Below are 13231 nucleotides of genomic sequence, written 5' to 3' on the forward strand. Positions count from 1 at the left end.
GCAGCACCTGTTGTTCTAGCGTCTGGGCCTGAAAATTACTGCCGTAGTCCAGGCGTGCGTTACCGCCTGTCCGATCCTGTGAGATACAGGCCCGGACAACAACAATAACGCTATTGAGGGACGTGCATATGTTCAGGTTAAAACCCTTGGCTGTTGCCTTGATGTTGGTTATTGGCAGCCATGCCTATGCTGAAAGCAATACCGCTACCCAGAGTCAGGCAGGAGACAACAACGAGGCTACGCTAGAGCAGCAGGGCGCAAGAAATCAGGCGACGCAAACACAGACGGGAAGTTTCGGCCGATCTGCCATTGTCCAAAACGGCGATGACAACGTCGCGGAGACTGTTCAGGACACTGCGTTTTCTTCCAACACTATCGATCTGGGCCAGACCGGTAACCGGAACACGGCCTATCTTTATCAGGACAGCGGCTCACAATCGGCTACTGTAACCCAGGCAGGCGATGACAACAGCGTGTCGCTGTATCAGCAGGATGGGCAGGGTTCCGAGGCCACGGTCTATCAGGAAGGCAACAACAATACACATACCATCCAGCAACAGTGGTACGCCAATACCGTTAATACTTCCAGCGTGGGTAACGGCAACGCCACTCAGGTGACTCAGACCGGCTATGGTGTTGGACAGACTACCCAATTAGGCGATAACAATACGATTATCCTGGAGCAGGGCAGTAGCGATTCGGGAGCTGTTGCTACGGTTACCCAAAACGGTAACGAAAATCTGGCGTCTGTCACTCAGAGTACCTCACGTTATCTTTCCGAGATGACATTGGACCAAGTGGGTAACGGCAACTCCGCGACGGTTGATCAAGGCTCGAATGCGTCGTTCATTTTCCGCCAGGAAGGTAACGCCAACCAGCTGACCAGCGCGCAGAGTGGGCTCGGCGCCACGGTGCGTGGCAGTTCCATTGGTGATGAGAATACCGTTTCGATTAATCAGGATGGGATTACCAACACCATTAATCTCGATCAACTAGGTTCTACCAATAGCGCAACACTAAGCCAACAGGCAGACCGTAGCGTGATCGATGTCAGTCAAACCGGTAATGCCAACCAGGCCGCGGCCGCCCAAGGTGGTGGTGGGCCTATGGTGTATGACAGTGTGGCGCGGATTGCCCAGGAGGGTGATCGCAACACTGCTTCGATTGACCAGTTCTGGGGCAGCCGGCAGGCCGAGATTACCCAGACTGGCAATGACAATGAGGCCGACATCACCCAGGCCAACCCCACTGGGACGGCCATGGCTGAAATCACCCAAAGCGGTGACCTTAATAGCGCCAGCCTGACGCAAAGCTGGAGCAATGGCGGTAACGAGGCCAGTATCAGTCAGAGCCTGAGCGGCAACGTGGCAACGGTGGTGCAGGGCGGTTTGGTCAATGGTGACTTCAACAGCGGAAATGACTCGGCGACCATCGTTCAGAATGGCTTGAACAACGTGGCTTCTGTGCTTCAGCAATGAGGGAGCAGACGCTGCCGTGCGTTACGGCAGCGTCTCGTTACCTAGAGCAAAATCCATTGCGGCTTCGGCGTGAATTTCGGTCGTATCGAAGACAGGAAGGGCGAGATCCTTCTGGCTGAGCAGTAATCCGATTTCCGTACAGCCCAGGATCACGCTGTCGGCACCCTGGTCGGCCAGCTTGTCGATTTCTGCCACATAGGTCTGTCTGGATTCGTCCCGAACCACGCCCTGGCACAACTCTTCATAAATGATCTGGTGAACCTGCTCGCGACCTGGGGCGTCCGGGATACGAGGGTCTAGGCCGTGGGCGCGCAAGTGGCCGACATAGAAATCCTGCTCCATGGTAAAGCGTGTGGCGAGTAGGGCGGGGCGCTGCATACCGGCTTTCGTTAACGCTTTTGCGGTCGCGTCAGCGATGTGAATCAATGGGATATCAATTGCCGCCTGGATAGGTTCGGCCAGCTTGTGCATGGTGTTGGTGCAGATGAGCAGACCTTCGGCGCCTGCCGTTTCCAGGCGGCGTGCTGCATCTACCAGCAGTCTGGCGCAACCGTCCCAATCGCCGTGGTGTTGCAGCTCGGCAACCTTTGCAAAATCGACCGACCACATAAGCAGCGGTGCCGAGTGCAGACCACCAAGGCGCTGTCGGGCGATTTGATTGAGAAGGCGATAGTACGCGACCGAGCTTTCCCAGCTCATGCCGGCAAGAAGTCCTAGCGTTCGCATGATTCTGCTCCTTGAAGAGAGAGTGGAACCGTCTCACAGGCCAGTCCAGTGCAGCAAGGCAAGAGGCCACTGTACTGATCCGATAGTTAACAGCTGTATCGATTGTTCAGTAAAAAGCCCGATCTAGAGCTTTAAATGGTCAAGAATACTTAACCCCGCTGTCATTTTCGGTTGTTAGCGTGCCCCCATCATTTTGGAGGGCAGTCATCATGAGAACCTGGGAAGAACCCAAGAAGCGCAAGGCTCATATCGAGCTTATCCCGATGATCGACGTGATGATGTTCCTGTTGGTCTTCTTTGTACTGGTCAGTCTGAACGTGATCCCGGCATTGGGAATGAAAACCCAGCTCCCTAGCGCCAGCAGCGCGCAACAGCTCAAACCGCAGAACAAGGCCATCCTGACGCTGGGCGCTAACGGTGAGCTGCAACTGGATGGTCAGGACATTCAGGTCGATGCCCTGGTCGTGGCGCTCAAGGCGCAGGAGAAACCAGACAGCAAGACCACAATCATCGTCAACAGCGACAAAGGCGTGGAAGTGGCCCGGTTGGTCGAGGTGATGGACACCCTTCGTTTAGGCGGTTTTACCTCCGTCTCCATCGCCACGCGCAAGTCCTGATCCATGTATACGTTCTATCGCTCCCGCCATGTGTTGGGCTGGCTACCTGCGCTTGCTGCGCTGGTACTGATTGCCCTGTATGCCCAGCGTACGCCGCTGAAAGTTCAGCCGGTATACGACGAATCAGCCGTTGAGTTGGCTCTGGTCGAACCCGATCCGGTCCAGGCACCCGAGCCGGTTGCCACGCCGCCTGAGCCGGTGGCAGTGCCCGTTACTACACCACCACCGGAGCCTGTCGTGGAGGAAGAGGAGGCTGCCTTGCCACCACCTCCCAAGCCGCAACCCAAACCTGAGCCCAAGCCAGTGCCGAAGCCGCAACCCAAGCCTCAGCCGAAACCACAGCCAAAGCCAGTGGCCAAGCCTGCCGTGGCCAAGGTCGAGCAACCGGTAGCCAAGCCGACGCCTGCTTCGGCACCTGCGCCGGTCGCGGCCAAACCCTCCCCGGTTGCGCCAGCCACAACCCCCAAACCGACCGTCAATGCCCAGGCACTGGAAGGCGGCTACGTACAGGGGTTGCGCGCCGAGCTGGATCGTTACAAGCAGTACCCCACCGGACGCCAGGCATCGCTTGAGCGGCCACACGGTGATGTCGTGATCTGGCTGCTGGTCGACCGCGCCGGGCGCGTACTGGACTCCGGCATACAGGACAAGGCTGGCAGCATGCTGCTCAATCGTGCGGCCGCCAACAGCCTGAACCGTATCAAGAGCGTCAAGCCGTTCCCGTCCGAGGCCTTTGCCGGCAAGGACCAGCTCCGCTTTACCGCCACCTTCAGTTACAGCATGCAGTGATTATCCGATTCGAGGAATTCCAATGAAGTACACAAGGATCTACCTGGCGCTGGTTGCCTCTGGTCTTTGCCATGGTGTGGCCATGGCGCAGGAAACCGGTGAGCGTGATGTCGGCACCATCGGCGTCGAAGGAAAGACCACGCTGGGCAGCGGGTACATGACCCCTGAAGATAGTCCCAAGTCGCGCTCCACCCTTACTCGCGAGGCCATGAACAAGCAGACGGCAACCGCCAATGCCGTCGATCGTCTCAAGTACACACCGGGACTGAACATCTCCAGCGAAGACGCCACGGGCCTGTCGGGCTTTCGCTTCACCCTGCGGGGGCTTAACTCCGATCAGGTCGGCATGTCTGTTGACGGGATGCCTATCAATGACTCGGGCAACTATGCGCTGTATTCCAACCTGCTGGGCGATCCGGAAAACATCGACCAGATCTCCGTAGTACAGGGCGCCTCGGATGCCGACGGTCCGCACATCGGCTCCAGTGGCGGCAACATTACCCTGACAACTATTCGGCCAACCAAAGAGACCGGCGCATTTGTTAAACAGACTGCAGGCAGCAACGGTACTTACAAGACCTTTGCCCGTCTGAACACAGGCGAGTGGAATGGCCTGTCCAACTGGCTGTCTGCCTCGCATACCGAAGGTCAGATGTGGCGCGGTCACGGTGCCGTTCGGGCCGACAAGGTGGAATGGAACAGCTTTTTCGACGCCGGGGATGGCAATACGGCCAACCTGATCCTCAAGTACCATGAGCAGGACAACAACAGCTATAGCCAGCTCACCAAGAGTGAATTCACCCAGTACGGGCGCAAATACGATCCTAACCCCAATCCGCCTGCGCTGGGCTCCAACGGCAAGATTTCCAAGTACTACGAGCTGGCACAGAATCCCTTCAAGACTTTTACCGGCGTGCTCAACACCCAATTCCGCCTGCGCGATGACATGTCTCTGTCGGTCATCCCCTATTACTACTGGGGGGACGGCAGCGGCGTAGGCAGTACCGCGTATTCGCTCAACCGCGGAACCAGCAGCAATGGTGTCTACGACCTGGGCAATCTGCCTACGGCCAGCAGCTACGCCAATGATGGGCTCTCCTATACCGGCGTTTATTATCGGCCGTCTCGTACCCAGACCTGGCGCCCCGGCATCACGACCAAGCTGAATTGGGACCTGGGCGATCACAGCCTGCAATTCGGTTATTGGTATGAACGCGCCCGTCAGCGGCAGACCCAGCCGTTCATTGCACTCAAGTCCAGTGGCAAGCCTGAAAGCGTCTGGTCGGACTCGGACGAGACCCGCGACGCTAACGGCAACATCATCCAGGGACGCGACCGTTACACCGTTACGCCAGCCCATAAGGTCTGGGTACAGGATACCTGGTACATGAACCCGGACTGGACGCTCAATGCCGGCGTGGCCTACATGGATGTCGATCGCAAGGGGACCAACCATGGCAGCCTGACCGAGCTGCCGGAGAAGCGTCACCAGAACTACAGCAAGGTGCTGCCGACCTTTGGTATCGGCTACCGCTTCGACGAGCAAAATCAGTTCTTCTATAACCTGACCCGTAACATGCGCATACCGTACAACTACGTGCTGTACGATCAGGGTGAAGGTTCGATCAATCTCAATCCCGAGACCAGCTGGAGCAACGAGCTGGGTTGGCGCTACACCCAGGAAGACATGGCCCTGTCGGCCACCCTGTTCTACCTGAAGTTCAAGGATCGCCAGGTTTCCTCGCGTGACGAGAACGGTGACTACGCCGATATCAACGCGGGTGACGTAGACAACATGGGGCTTGAGCTGGAGTGGAGCGGCCTGCTGCCGCACAACTTCAATTACTACACCTCCTACACGTACACCCGTGCCAAGCAGAAGGACGACGTCACTGCCTACAACAATGGCGTTGCGGTGGAATTGCCTACCAGCGGCAAGCAGTTTGCCAACGTGCCCAAGAACATGCTGGCAGCCAATATCGGTTATGACGACGGCCGTTATTACGGCACTTTCGGCGCCAAGTACACCAGCAAGCTCTACGGTGACCTGACCAATGACGAGAGCATTCCGGGCCGGACGATCTTCAACCTTGGGGCTGGCATATACCTGCCGGTAGACAAGCACATCGTCAAGGACGCCACCCTGCGTCTGAACGTCGACAACCTGTTCGACAAGAAGTATCTGGACGGTGTGTACACCTACAAGACCAACGCAGCGAGCTACAGCGGCTACCGCGACGGCGACCCGGCTTACATCGTCGGCGTCGAGCGGACCGTAACGGTGTCCCTGGAAGCCAGCTTCTGACCTTCGAACCTTCTTTAACGAGGTGTGCTGAATATGAATACCGACCTGCTCCATGACATCACGTTTTATGTCATGTATGGCGCTATTGCCATTGCCCTGTTCGTCATCATCGAGCGGAGCCTGTACTTTGCCTATACCCGCAGGCAGGCGCGTCAACTGGAGTCATTACTGACGGCTAAGGTGCGTAGCGACCGTGATCTGCCGGAGTCCTTTACCCGCCGCGAAAGCTTGCCGCTTACCATGGTGCGGCCGGTACTGGCGCAAAAGGCGCAGCGCGGCACTCGCAAGGAACTGGACGAGACGATCGAGGCGCAGTACCTCGCAACCCGCGCACCGCTGGCCCGTAGTCTATGGATCATCGAAACCATTACGACCGCGGCGCCGCTGCTGGGTCTGTTGGGTACCATTCTGGGCATTATTGATACCTTCAAGGCACTGGCCTCAGCAGGTGTCTCTGATCCAGGCCAAATTTCGGCAGGCATCGGAACGGCGCTGTTTGCGACCGGTTTGGGTATTGCCATCGCGCTGGGCTGCGTGGTCTTTCATAACTTCTTCCAGGATCGCCTGGAGCGCATCAACGATCAGCTCAAGATCCTGCTGATTCGCGCCAGCATGGGTGCTCAGCCTGTGGATGAAGCCCACGTTCAATCTGTAGAGCCAATGGCGCAGTACCGTACCGCCTGATCGGTTGCGGCGAGGGCCAGTCGGTCCTCGCCCAGTCTTTTCCTTCTTGTTTGAGACCTCCATGCCTGTATTGTCCCGTTTGCCGATCCGTGGCGCTCGACGCCTGTGTTTTGGGTTTTTCTTACTCAGCGCCAGTACGCTCAGTTGGGCCGATTTCAAGATTCCAGGGTTCGAGCTGGTGCATACCGTGCCGGTGGCGACCGATCTGGCAACGCCTGACCTGCGTAACCCGGTCGAGGTCTGGAGCGGGATGTTCGACCGGGCGCAGCACCGTATCGACATTGGCCAATTCTATGCGTCCGGTCAGCCGGGTTCGCAATTGGATACTGTGATCGAGCATTTGCAGGCGGCCGGGCAGCGCGGCGTGACGATTCGCTTCCTGCTGGAAGAGAAGGGGCTGCGGATGTCGGACCCTGCCACGCTGGACCGCTTACGCAGCATTCCTAATCTGACCTTGCATGTATTGCCGTATGGCCAGCTGACCGGGGGGATCATTCACGCCAAATATCTGGTCGTAGATGGCCGCGAGGCATTTGTGGGTAGCCAGAACTTTGATTGGCGTTCCCTTACGCATATCCATGAAACAGGTGTGCGGATCAGCGACCGCACGGTAGCGGGTCAAATACAGGCTATTTTCAACCAGGATTGGCAGGTACAGCAGGCTTTGGCGGAGGGCAAACCGACTCCGCAGCCGCGACAGGACTCCAGCAGGGAGCCAGCGCCCACCGGCAATTACTTGGTCGCCAGCCCTGCGCGCTACAACCCGCCCGGCGTGCGTGACTCCCAGATAGAGTTGCCGCGTTTGCTTGCTCAGGCCCGGCATGAGGTGCGTGTGCAGTTGCTTGACTATGCGCCGTTATCCTACGGACCGGACAAGAGCCGCCCGTATTACCCGGTGATCGACAATGCCTTGCGCGCGGCGGCCGCCCGAGGGGTATCCATCAAGCTGATGGTGTCCCACTGGAACACGGGCGCACCGGAGATCGACTACCTGAAAAGCCTGGCCGTGCTGCCGAATGTACAGGTCAAGATCGTCACGCTGCCGGCCGATCCGGGCGGTTTCATTCCCTTTGCACGGGTGATTCACAGCAAGACGATGGAAATCGATGGGCGCCTCGCCTGGGTAGGCACCAGCAACTGGCTCGGCGGCTATCTGGATAACTCCCGCAACCTGGAGGTGGTGATGCAGGATCACGCCATGGCCGAGCGCATTCGTCAGCTCCATGAGCAGTTGTGGAACAGCTCCTATGCCGACATGATCAGCGTGATGCGTACTTACCCGGAGCCGCATCCCGGTACGCCGTGATTGCTAACGGGACGGGTATCGGGCTGAATGCCGCTCACCCTGGAAAGGAGTCTGTACCGTGACACGTAAACCGCTGCTGATCGCTTGGGCAGGTGGCCTTGTGCTGATCCTGCTGGGATATGGCGTGATCGACCAGCCCATTGCCTATTGGGCCCATGCAGGCGACCTGCGCCGTCTGGCGTGGCCCAACCTGATGACCCATGTGGCGGACTGGCTGACGGTGCTGGCGGTACTGCTGGTTATTGTGCTGGGCATCGGTCAGCGGCTGCTGCCTTTACATCGTCATCGCTGTTTTGTATTTGCCTTCAGCGTGCTGGTCGCCAAAGGCGTTAAGGATTCGCTCAAGCCTGTCTTCGGTCGTTATTGGCCGGAGACCTGGACCCACGGCAATCCCTCACTGATCCATAACCAGGCTTATGGCTTCAACTGGTTTCACGGCGGAGACTGGTACGCGTCCTTTCCTTCTGGACATACCACAGTTGCCTACGCTGCCGCCGTGGCGATTGCCCTGTGCTGGCCCCGCCTGAGGAGACTTGCGGTAGTAATAGCCGCGGTGGTACCGGTAGGGCTTTTGCTGTGTAACTACCACTTCTTTTCCGATGTGGTCGCCGGTGGCTTGCTTGGCGCCAGCGTAGCGGTACTCGTCACCAAGGTTATGGGTGTGGCGTCGAAAGGGCGATAAGGTCTTCTGTATCCACTTCGCGTCCGAGCATAGCTTTGTAGGCGGCCAGCTCATCACGGTCCATTACCTGAAGGGCTACGCCCAGCAGCGTGGAGGGGTGGGCTTTGGCCAGGTTTGCCTCAAGGTCTCTCCAGGTTGAGTGGCCCTTATCGAAAATCCGGGCACCGGGCGTGCCGCCTATCTCGATCTTCACGCCTTCAACTTTGAACTGCACGTATTCCACATCCCAGCCTTCCTCGCAGCGGCGTTCGAGGGGCTTGGTCGTGACAGCAGCGCCGGCAGCGGCTATTTCTTGCAAGCGGTCTGCTGGAATCAGAAGGTCAATATCGTTCAGTGGGCGTCTGGCGCCATAAACATGGGCCGCCAGACCACCGCATAAAAGAAAAGGGATGCGTCGCTGGTTCAGCTGATCGACGATCCAGTGCAAGGCAGCAGCGTGACTCATGGGAACCCCTTTTGGCTCTACTGCGTATCTGCCTTGCAGTATAGAGGCGCTACGCAGCCGTCAGCATGCCCTGCTTTTCGATAAAGGCGATGATGTCCTCCAGGCCCTGGCCCACTTTCTGGTTGCTGAACACGAACGGCTTCTCGCCCCGCATCTTGCGGGCGTCACGGTCCATCACCTCAAGTGAGGCACCGACCATTGGGGCAAGATCCACCTTGTTGATAACCAGCAGGTCAGACTTGCAGATGCCCGGGCCGCCCTTGCGGGGGAGCTTGTCGCCCGCAGACACGTCGATCACGTAGATAGTCAAATCTGACAGCTCCGGGCTGAACGTGGCGGAAAGGTTATCGCCGCCGGATTCGACCAGGATCAGATCAAGACCAGGAAAGCGGCGGTTGAGCTGGTCTACCGCTTCCAGGTTGATGGAAGCATCCTCACGGATGGCCGTGTGCGGGCAGCCACCGGTTTCCACGCCGATGATGCGCTCAGGGGCCAACGCCTCGTTGCGCACGAGAAAATCGGCATCTTCACGGGTATAGATATCGTTGGTGACAACCGCCAGGTTGTAACGATCACGCAGGGCACGGCAGAGGGCGAGGGTGAGGGCCGTCTTGCCGGAACCGACCGGGCCGCCAATACCGATGCGCAGGGGTTGAGTGTTCATCGCGCTTGTTCTCCTAGGATCTGAAAAGACGGCTGTATTGTTGTTCGTGGGCCATGCTGGCGAGCGCCAGGCCAAACGGTGCGCTGCCCCAGAGGGTTTCCGGCAACGCGCGGGCAGTTGCGAGGGCTGCGTCCAGGGCTGGCAGGAGTTCAGAGGTCAGTCGCTGTGCTGCCTGCTGGCCGAGGGGCAGGGTTTTCATCAGAACGGCCAGCTGATTTTCCAGCCACCCCCAGAGCCAGGCTGAGACGGCCTCTGCCGGGGCAATGGCCCAGGCACGCGCGGCAACCGCCCAGCCCAGGGCAAACGTTGGCTCGCTGGCCAGGAGGTGCTCGCGTGCCTCGGGGTCCAGTTCGGGCAAGTCCTTGAGCAGTTGCGTCAGGGAAAAACCGGTCTGGCGGCTCTCCAGGCGCAGCTCTCGGGTTTCTCGGCTGGCTGAGTGGCGGCCTGCTAATTCAGCCAGCCGCAGCCAGTCACCGGAGGCTGCGGCTTGACAGTGAGCCAGCAGCAAGGGCGCTTCGAAACGGGCAAGGTTAAGCTCCAGCTGATCTTCGAGCCAGACGCGAGCCGAGCTTGAGTCGGTTACGAGGCCGGTCTCGATGGCTGCCTCTAACCCTTGGGAGTAGCTATAACCGCCGATGGGTAATTGCGGGCTGGCCAGACGCATCAATGCCCAGGCCGGGCTCATATCCGCACCCCGAAATGGTGCAGCCGAGGGCCGTAATTGAAATCAGCCTCACCGTGGTGCGAGTGGTGATGCCCACCACCATAAGCGCCATGCTCAGGTTGGAAAGGCGCCTGGATCGATTCACACGTAACGCCCAGTTGATCCAGCATGGCCTTGAGTACATGATCATCCAGAATGCGTAGCCAGCCATCGCCTACTTGCAGCGCCACATGACGGTTGCCCAGGTGGTAGGCAGCGCGGGTCAGCTCATGGGCATTGGCGCAGGTGATGTGCAAAAGAGCCTCGGGGCGGGCGCAGACGCGTACGATACGGCCGTCCTGGGCACGCAGCCCTTCACCGTCAAACAGGGGCGGCTGGCCGCGTTCGAGAAACAGCCCGACATCTTCGCCACTGACCGTCACGGTTCGCAGCCGGCTCTTGCTGCGCGCCTCGAAGCCAAGGTGAATTTCTTCGTGCCAGGTATCGGGGGAGGGCAGACGGGTGTGAATGACCAACATAAGGCAGTATCCGCTGTGCTTTATGAAGACTACAGCAAGCGGCCTGCCAGAACGCAACGGCTCGTTTCACCGGCGTTGCACAGGGGATCGTGCGCTCAGTTTGCCTGATTTCGGTGCAGCAGCGGGTCGGAGGGCAGGGGTTCGCCCTGATTTGGTGCGAACAGCATGTTAAGGCCGCGCCAGTGCTTAGCACCGATCATGATGAAGCGTAGCTGATGAATGATCTTGGCCTGGGGCGTCTTGTGCGGCTCCAGTCCCTCATCAGGCACATCAATCAGCTCGGGCAGAGTGGCGAATACGGTCTTGACCACCAGATCCGCCAGAACATCGATGTCCTGACACGTAAGGTGGGGCAGCCGGTTGAGTTGGGACAGGTCTAATGCAAGGTCATCAGTGATGTGCTGGCGCAGTTCACTGATGGCCTGACGAATCGACAGCGAACCGCCGTACTGCTCCCGGGCAAGAAAGATGAATTGGCTACGGTGTTCGGCGACGGCTTCGATAAAGATGCCGACCGAGGCATCAATCACACCACGCAGCTCGATTTCGTTATGACGTACCCGGCGCAGGGTTTCGCGAAAGGTCTCGCCCACTTCGGCAACCAGCGCAAGTCCAAAGGCATCCATATCGGGAAAGTGCCGGTAGAACCCCGCCGGAACGATACCGGCGCTGCGGGTCACTTCCCTGAGACTCAAACTGCCGAAGCCGCGGCCACTGCTCATGAGCATACGTGCAGCATCCAGCAGGGCATGGCGGGTTTGCAGTTTTTGCTCGGCACGGGAGGACATGGCGGTTTTCCAATCAGGCAAGGGGGTACTCTATCAAATACCCGCACGTCCGGTTGAAACACTTGTCGTGTGACAAAATCCGGGCGCCGGTAGTCTGTCTGCATATGGCGCATTATCCAGGTGATAATCGATGCGCTTAAAGATGAAGCACCCACGGCCGATAGCCGTGCCTTCGATCGCTCTCTTCCCGCCAGGATTGGCTCAGCTCAAATCAGACGACTCATGTTCAGCCCGCTTGTCACATTTCCCGCGCTCTATATTGCTACGCTCCTGATGCTGGCCGGTTCCGGCCTCTTCACCACTTACATCGGCCTTCGCCTGACGGAACAGGGGGCGGGCGATCTGTGGGTCGGCTGCCTGATGGCGGCGTATTATTTCGGGCTGGTCTGCGGTGGCAAACTCGGCCACCGGCTGATCGCCAACGTAGGGCATATCCGCTCATACGTCGCCTGCGCCGGCGGCGCGACGGTGACGGTACTCATTCACGCCCTGACCGATCATCTGGGCGTCTGGCTGGTGCTGCGCTTCATCATGGGTGTTCTGATGATGAACCAGTACATGGTGATTGAAAGCTGGCTCAACGAGCAGGCCGAAAACCACCAGCGGGGCAAGGTGTTTGCTGGCTACATGGTGGCGGTGGATCTGGGACTGGTGGTCGGGCAGGCCTTGCTGGCCGTACACCCGGCACTGGATTACAAGCCGCTGCTGCTGGTGGCAATCTGCTTTGCGTCCTGCCTGATTCCCATCGCCATGACGCGTCGCGTACACCCGGCCAAGCTGGTCGCCGCGCCCCTTGAAATCAAGTTCTTCTGGCAGCGCGTACCGCAGTCACTGGTCACGATCTTTGCCGCTGGCCTGATGGTCGGTGCCTTCTATGGTCTGGCGCCGGTATATGCCAACCGCAATGGGCTCGATACGGCGCAGTCGAGTATGTTTGTGGGTATATGCATCGTGGCAGGTTTTTGTGCACAGTGGCCGCTAGGCTGGTTGTCCGATCGGGTCGACCGCTGCAAGTTGATCCGCGCCAACGCCGTGCTGCTCTGCCTGGCGGCAATTCCGATGTGGGGATACATCACCTTGCCCTATGCCGGACTGCTCGGCACCGGCTTTTTGACCGGCATGCTGCTGTTCACGTTGTATCCGTTGTCAGTGGCCTATGCCAATGACCATGTGGAGCCCTCGCGCCGCGTGGAGCTCTCTGCCATGCTGCTGACCACCTATGGTGTAGGCGCTTGTATCGGACCGCTATTGGCCGGTGCGCTGATGAATCAGTTTGGTCCCGGCATGTTCTACATTCTGGTGTCGATCTATGCCGTCATTTTGATCATCTGGGTTCAGCCTCGCTTCGTAACAAATGAGCATCTCGTGGATGAAGCACCACTGCATCACGTGGCGATGCCGGATACAGTTAGCCCGATGGCCGCAACGCTCGACCCCCGCGTGGAGGAAGTGCCCGAGGAGCTGATGGTGGATACGCCGCCTAACATAGGCCGCTCCGATGGCCTCCCGGATGAAAAACCGGTCGCATGAAATAGTCGCGTGAAGCAGTTGCTATAAAAAAAAGC

The 13231-nt window shown here is 58.6% G+C and carries 14 protein-coding genes; 8 read left to right on the forward strand and 6 right to left on the reverse strand.

What is annotated here, in order from left to right; genetic code table 11:
- Positions 1–128: 128 nt before the first annotated feature.
- Positions 129–1478: a hypothetical protein gene (locus tag JQR86_RS02495; RefSeq protein ID WP_434154261.1), complete on the forward strand. Its 1350-nt coding sequence runs from the start codon at positions 129–131 to the stop codon at positions 1476–1478.
- 21 nt (positions 1479–1499) lie between these two features.
- Here JQR86_RS02495 and JQR86_RS02500 read toward each other — a convergent pair whose 3' ends face one another.
- Entirely contained in the window at positions 1500–2204 is a 705-nt protein-coding gene (locus JQR86_RS02500) for an aspartate/glutamate racemase family protein (protein WP_434154262.1), read from the reverse strand.
- A 209-nt stretch (positions 2205–2413) separates the two neighbouring features.
- Here JQR86_RS02500 and JQR86_RS02505 point away from each other — a divergent pair, with 209 nt between their 5' ends.
- The 6 genes from JQR86_RS02505 (at position 2414) to JQR86_RS02530 (ending at position 8587) form a co-directional block, all read left to right on the forward strand.
- Complete coding sequence (locus JQR86_RS02505; RefSeq protein WP_010795870.1) at positions 2414–2821, forward strand: ExbD/TolR family protein; 408 nt, start codon at positions 2414–2416, stop codon at positions 2819–2821.
- Between the two features lie 3 nt (positions 2822–2824).
- Complete coding sequence (locus tag JQR86_RS02510) at positions 2825–3610, forward strand: energy transducer TonB family protein (RefSeq protein WP_434154263.1); 786 nt, start codon at positions 2825–2827, stop codon at positions 3608–3610.
- A 22-nt stretch (positions 3611–3632) separates the two neighbouring features.
- A complete protein-coding gene (locus JQR86_RS02515) occupies positions 3633–5915 on the forward strand; it encodes a TonB-dependent receptor (RefSeq protein WP_434154264.1) in 2283 nt (760 codons plus the stop codon).
- 33 nt (positions 5916–5948) lie between these two features.
- Positions 5949–6599: a MotA/TolQ/ExbB proton channel family protein gene (locus JQR86_RS02520; RefSeq protein ID WP_010795867.1), complete on the forward strand. Its 651-nt coding sequence runs from the start codon at positions 5949–5951 to the stop codon at positions 6597–6599.
- A 61-nt stretch (positions 6600–6660) separates the two neighbouring features.
- A complete protein-coding gene (locus tag JQR86_RS02525) occupies positions 6661–7905 on the forward strand; it encodes a phospholipase D-like domain-containing protein (RefSeq protein WP_434154265.1) in 1245 nt (414 codons plus the stop codon).
- A gap of 58 nt (positions 7906–7963) precedes the next feature.
- The gene (locus JQR86_RS02530) at positions 7964–8587 is read left to right on the forward strand and encodes a phosphatase PAP2 family protein (RefSeq protein WP_434154266.1); all 624 of its coding nucleotides are present in this window, start codon (positions 7964–7966) and stop codon (positions 8585–8587) included.
- Here JQR86_RS02530 and JQR86_RS02535 read toward each other — a convergent pair.
- The 5 genes from JQR86_RS02535 to JQR86_RS02555 all read right to left on the reverse strand — a co-directional run bounded on the left by JQR86_RS02535 (position 8559) and on the right by JQR86_RS02555 (position 11666).
- Entirely contained in the window at positions 8559–9032 is a 474-nt protein-coding gene (locus JQR86_RS02535; RefSeq protein ID WP_312510049.1) for a hypothetical protein, read from the reverse strand. The two genes, JQR86_RS02530 and JQR86_RS02535, sit on opposite strands and share 29 nt — an antisense overlap.
- Before the next feature lie 49 nt (positions 9033–9081).
- Entirely contained in the window at positions 9082–9696 is a 615-nt protein-coding gene (gene ureG, locus JQR86_RS02540) for an urease accessory protein UreG (RefSeq protein ID WP_404626985.1), read from the reverse strand.
- A gap of 13 nt (positions 9697–9709) precedes the next feature.
- Positions 9710–10381, reverse strand: coding sequence for an urease accessory protein UreF (locus JQR86_RS02545; protein WP_312271788.1), 672 nt, complete (start codon positions 10379–10381; stop codon positions 9710–9712).
- The gene (gene ureE, locus JQR86_RS02550; RefSeq protein WP_312271789.1) at positions 10378–10878 is read right to left on the reverse strand and encodes an urease accessory protein UreE; all 501 of its coding nucleotides are present in this window, start codon (positions 10876–10878) and stop codon (positions 10378–10380) included. The genes JQR86_RS02545 and ureE overlap by 4 nt, the downstream gene beginning before the upstream one ends.
- Positions 10879–10973: 95 nt before the next feature.
- The gene (locus JQR86_RS02555; protein ID WP_074821955.1) at positions 10974–11666 is read right to left on the reverse strand and encodes a TetR family transcriptional regulator; all 693 of its coding nucleotides are present in this window, start codon (positions 11664–11666) and stop codon (positions 10974–10976) included.
- Positions 11667–11888: 222 nt separating this feature from the next.
- Between JQR86_RS02555 and JQR86_RS02560 the strand changes: the two genes are divergently transcribed.
- Positions 11889–13196 carry an MFS transporter gene (locus tag JQR86_RS02560; RefSeq protein ID WP_010795859.1) on the forward strand — a complete coding sequence of 436 codons (1308 nt, stop codon included), beginning with the start codon at positions 11889–11891 and terminating at the stop codon, positions 13194–13196.
- The last annotated feature ends 35 nt before the right edge of the window (positions 13197–13231 follow it).

The sequence above is a fragment of the Pseudomonas sp. JZ134 genome (assembly GCF_051027695.1).
GTDB lineage: Bacteria > Pseudomonadota > Gammaproteobacteria > Pseudomonadales > Pseudomonadaceae > Chryseomonas > Chryseomonas luteola.

Bases quoted from the DNA above. Each gene is read 5' to 3' on its own strand.
- JQR86_RS02560 (WP_010795859.1), top strand. From the start codon at position 11,889: ATGTTCAGCCCGCTTGTCACATTTCCCGCGCTCTATATTGCTACGCTC.
- JQR86_RS02515 (WP_434154264.1), top strand. From the start codon at position 3,633: ATGAAGTACACAAGGATCTACCTGGCGCTGGTTGCCTCTGGTCTTTGC.
- JQR86_RS02555 (WP_074821955.1), bottom strand. From the start codon at position 11,666: ATGTCCTCCCGTGCCGAGCAAAAACTGCAAACCCGCCATGCCCTGCTG.
- JQR86_RS02505 (WP_010795870.1), top strand. From the start codon at position 2,414: ATGAGAACCTGGGAAGAACCCAAGAAGCGCAAGGCTCATATCGAGCTT.
- JQR86_RS02500 (WP_434154262.1), bottom strand. From the start codon at position 2,204: ATGCGAACGCTAGGACTTCTTGCCGGCATGAGCTGGGAAAGCTCGGTC.
- JQR86_RS02495 (WP_434154261.1), top strand. From the start codon at position 129: ATGTTCAGGTTAAAACCCTTGGCTGTTGCCTTGATGTTGGTTATTGGC.
- ureG (WP_404626985.1), bottom strand. From the start codon at position 9,696: ATGAACACTCAACCCCTGCGCATCGGTATTGGCGGCCCGGTCGGTTCC.
- JQR86_RS02545 (WP_312271788.1), bottom strand. From the start codon at position 10,381: ATGAGCCCGGCCTGGGCATTGATGCGTCTGGCCAGCCCGCAATTACCC.
- JQR86_RS02535 (WP_312510049.1), bottom strand. From the start codon at position 9,032: ATGAGTCACGCTGCTGCCTTGCACTGGATCGTCGATCAGCTGAACCAG.
- JQR86_RS02520 (WP_010795867.1), top strand. From the start codon at position 5,949: ATGAATACCGACCTGCTCCATGACATCACGTTTTATGTCATGTATGGC.
- ureE (WP_312271789.1), bottom strand. From the start codon at position 10,878: ATGTTGGTCATTCACACCCGTCTGCCCTCCCCCGATACCTGGCACGAA.
- JQR86_RS02525 (WP_434154265.1), top strand. From the start codon at position 6,661: ATGCCTGTATTGTCCCGTTTGCCGATCCGTGGCGCTCGACGCCTGTGT.
- JQR86_RS02510 (WP_434154263.1), top strand. From the start codon at position 2,825: ATGTATACGTTCTATCGCTCCCGCCATGTGTTGGGCTGGCTACCTGCG.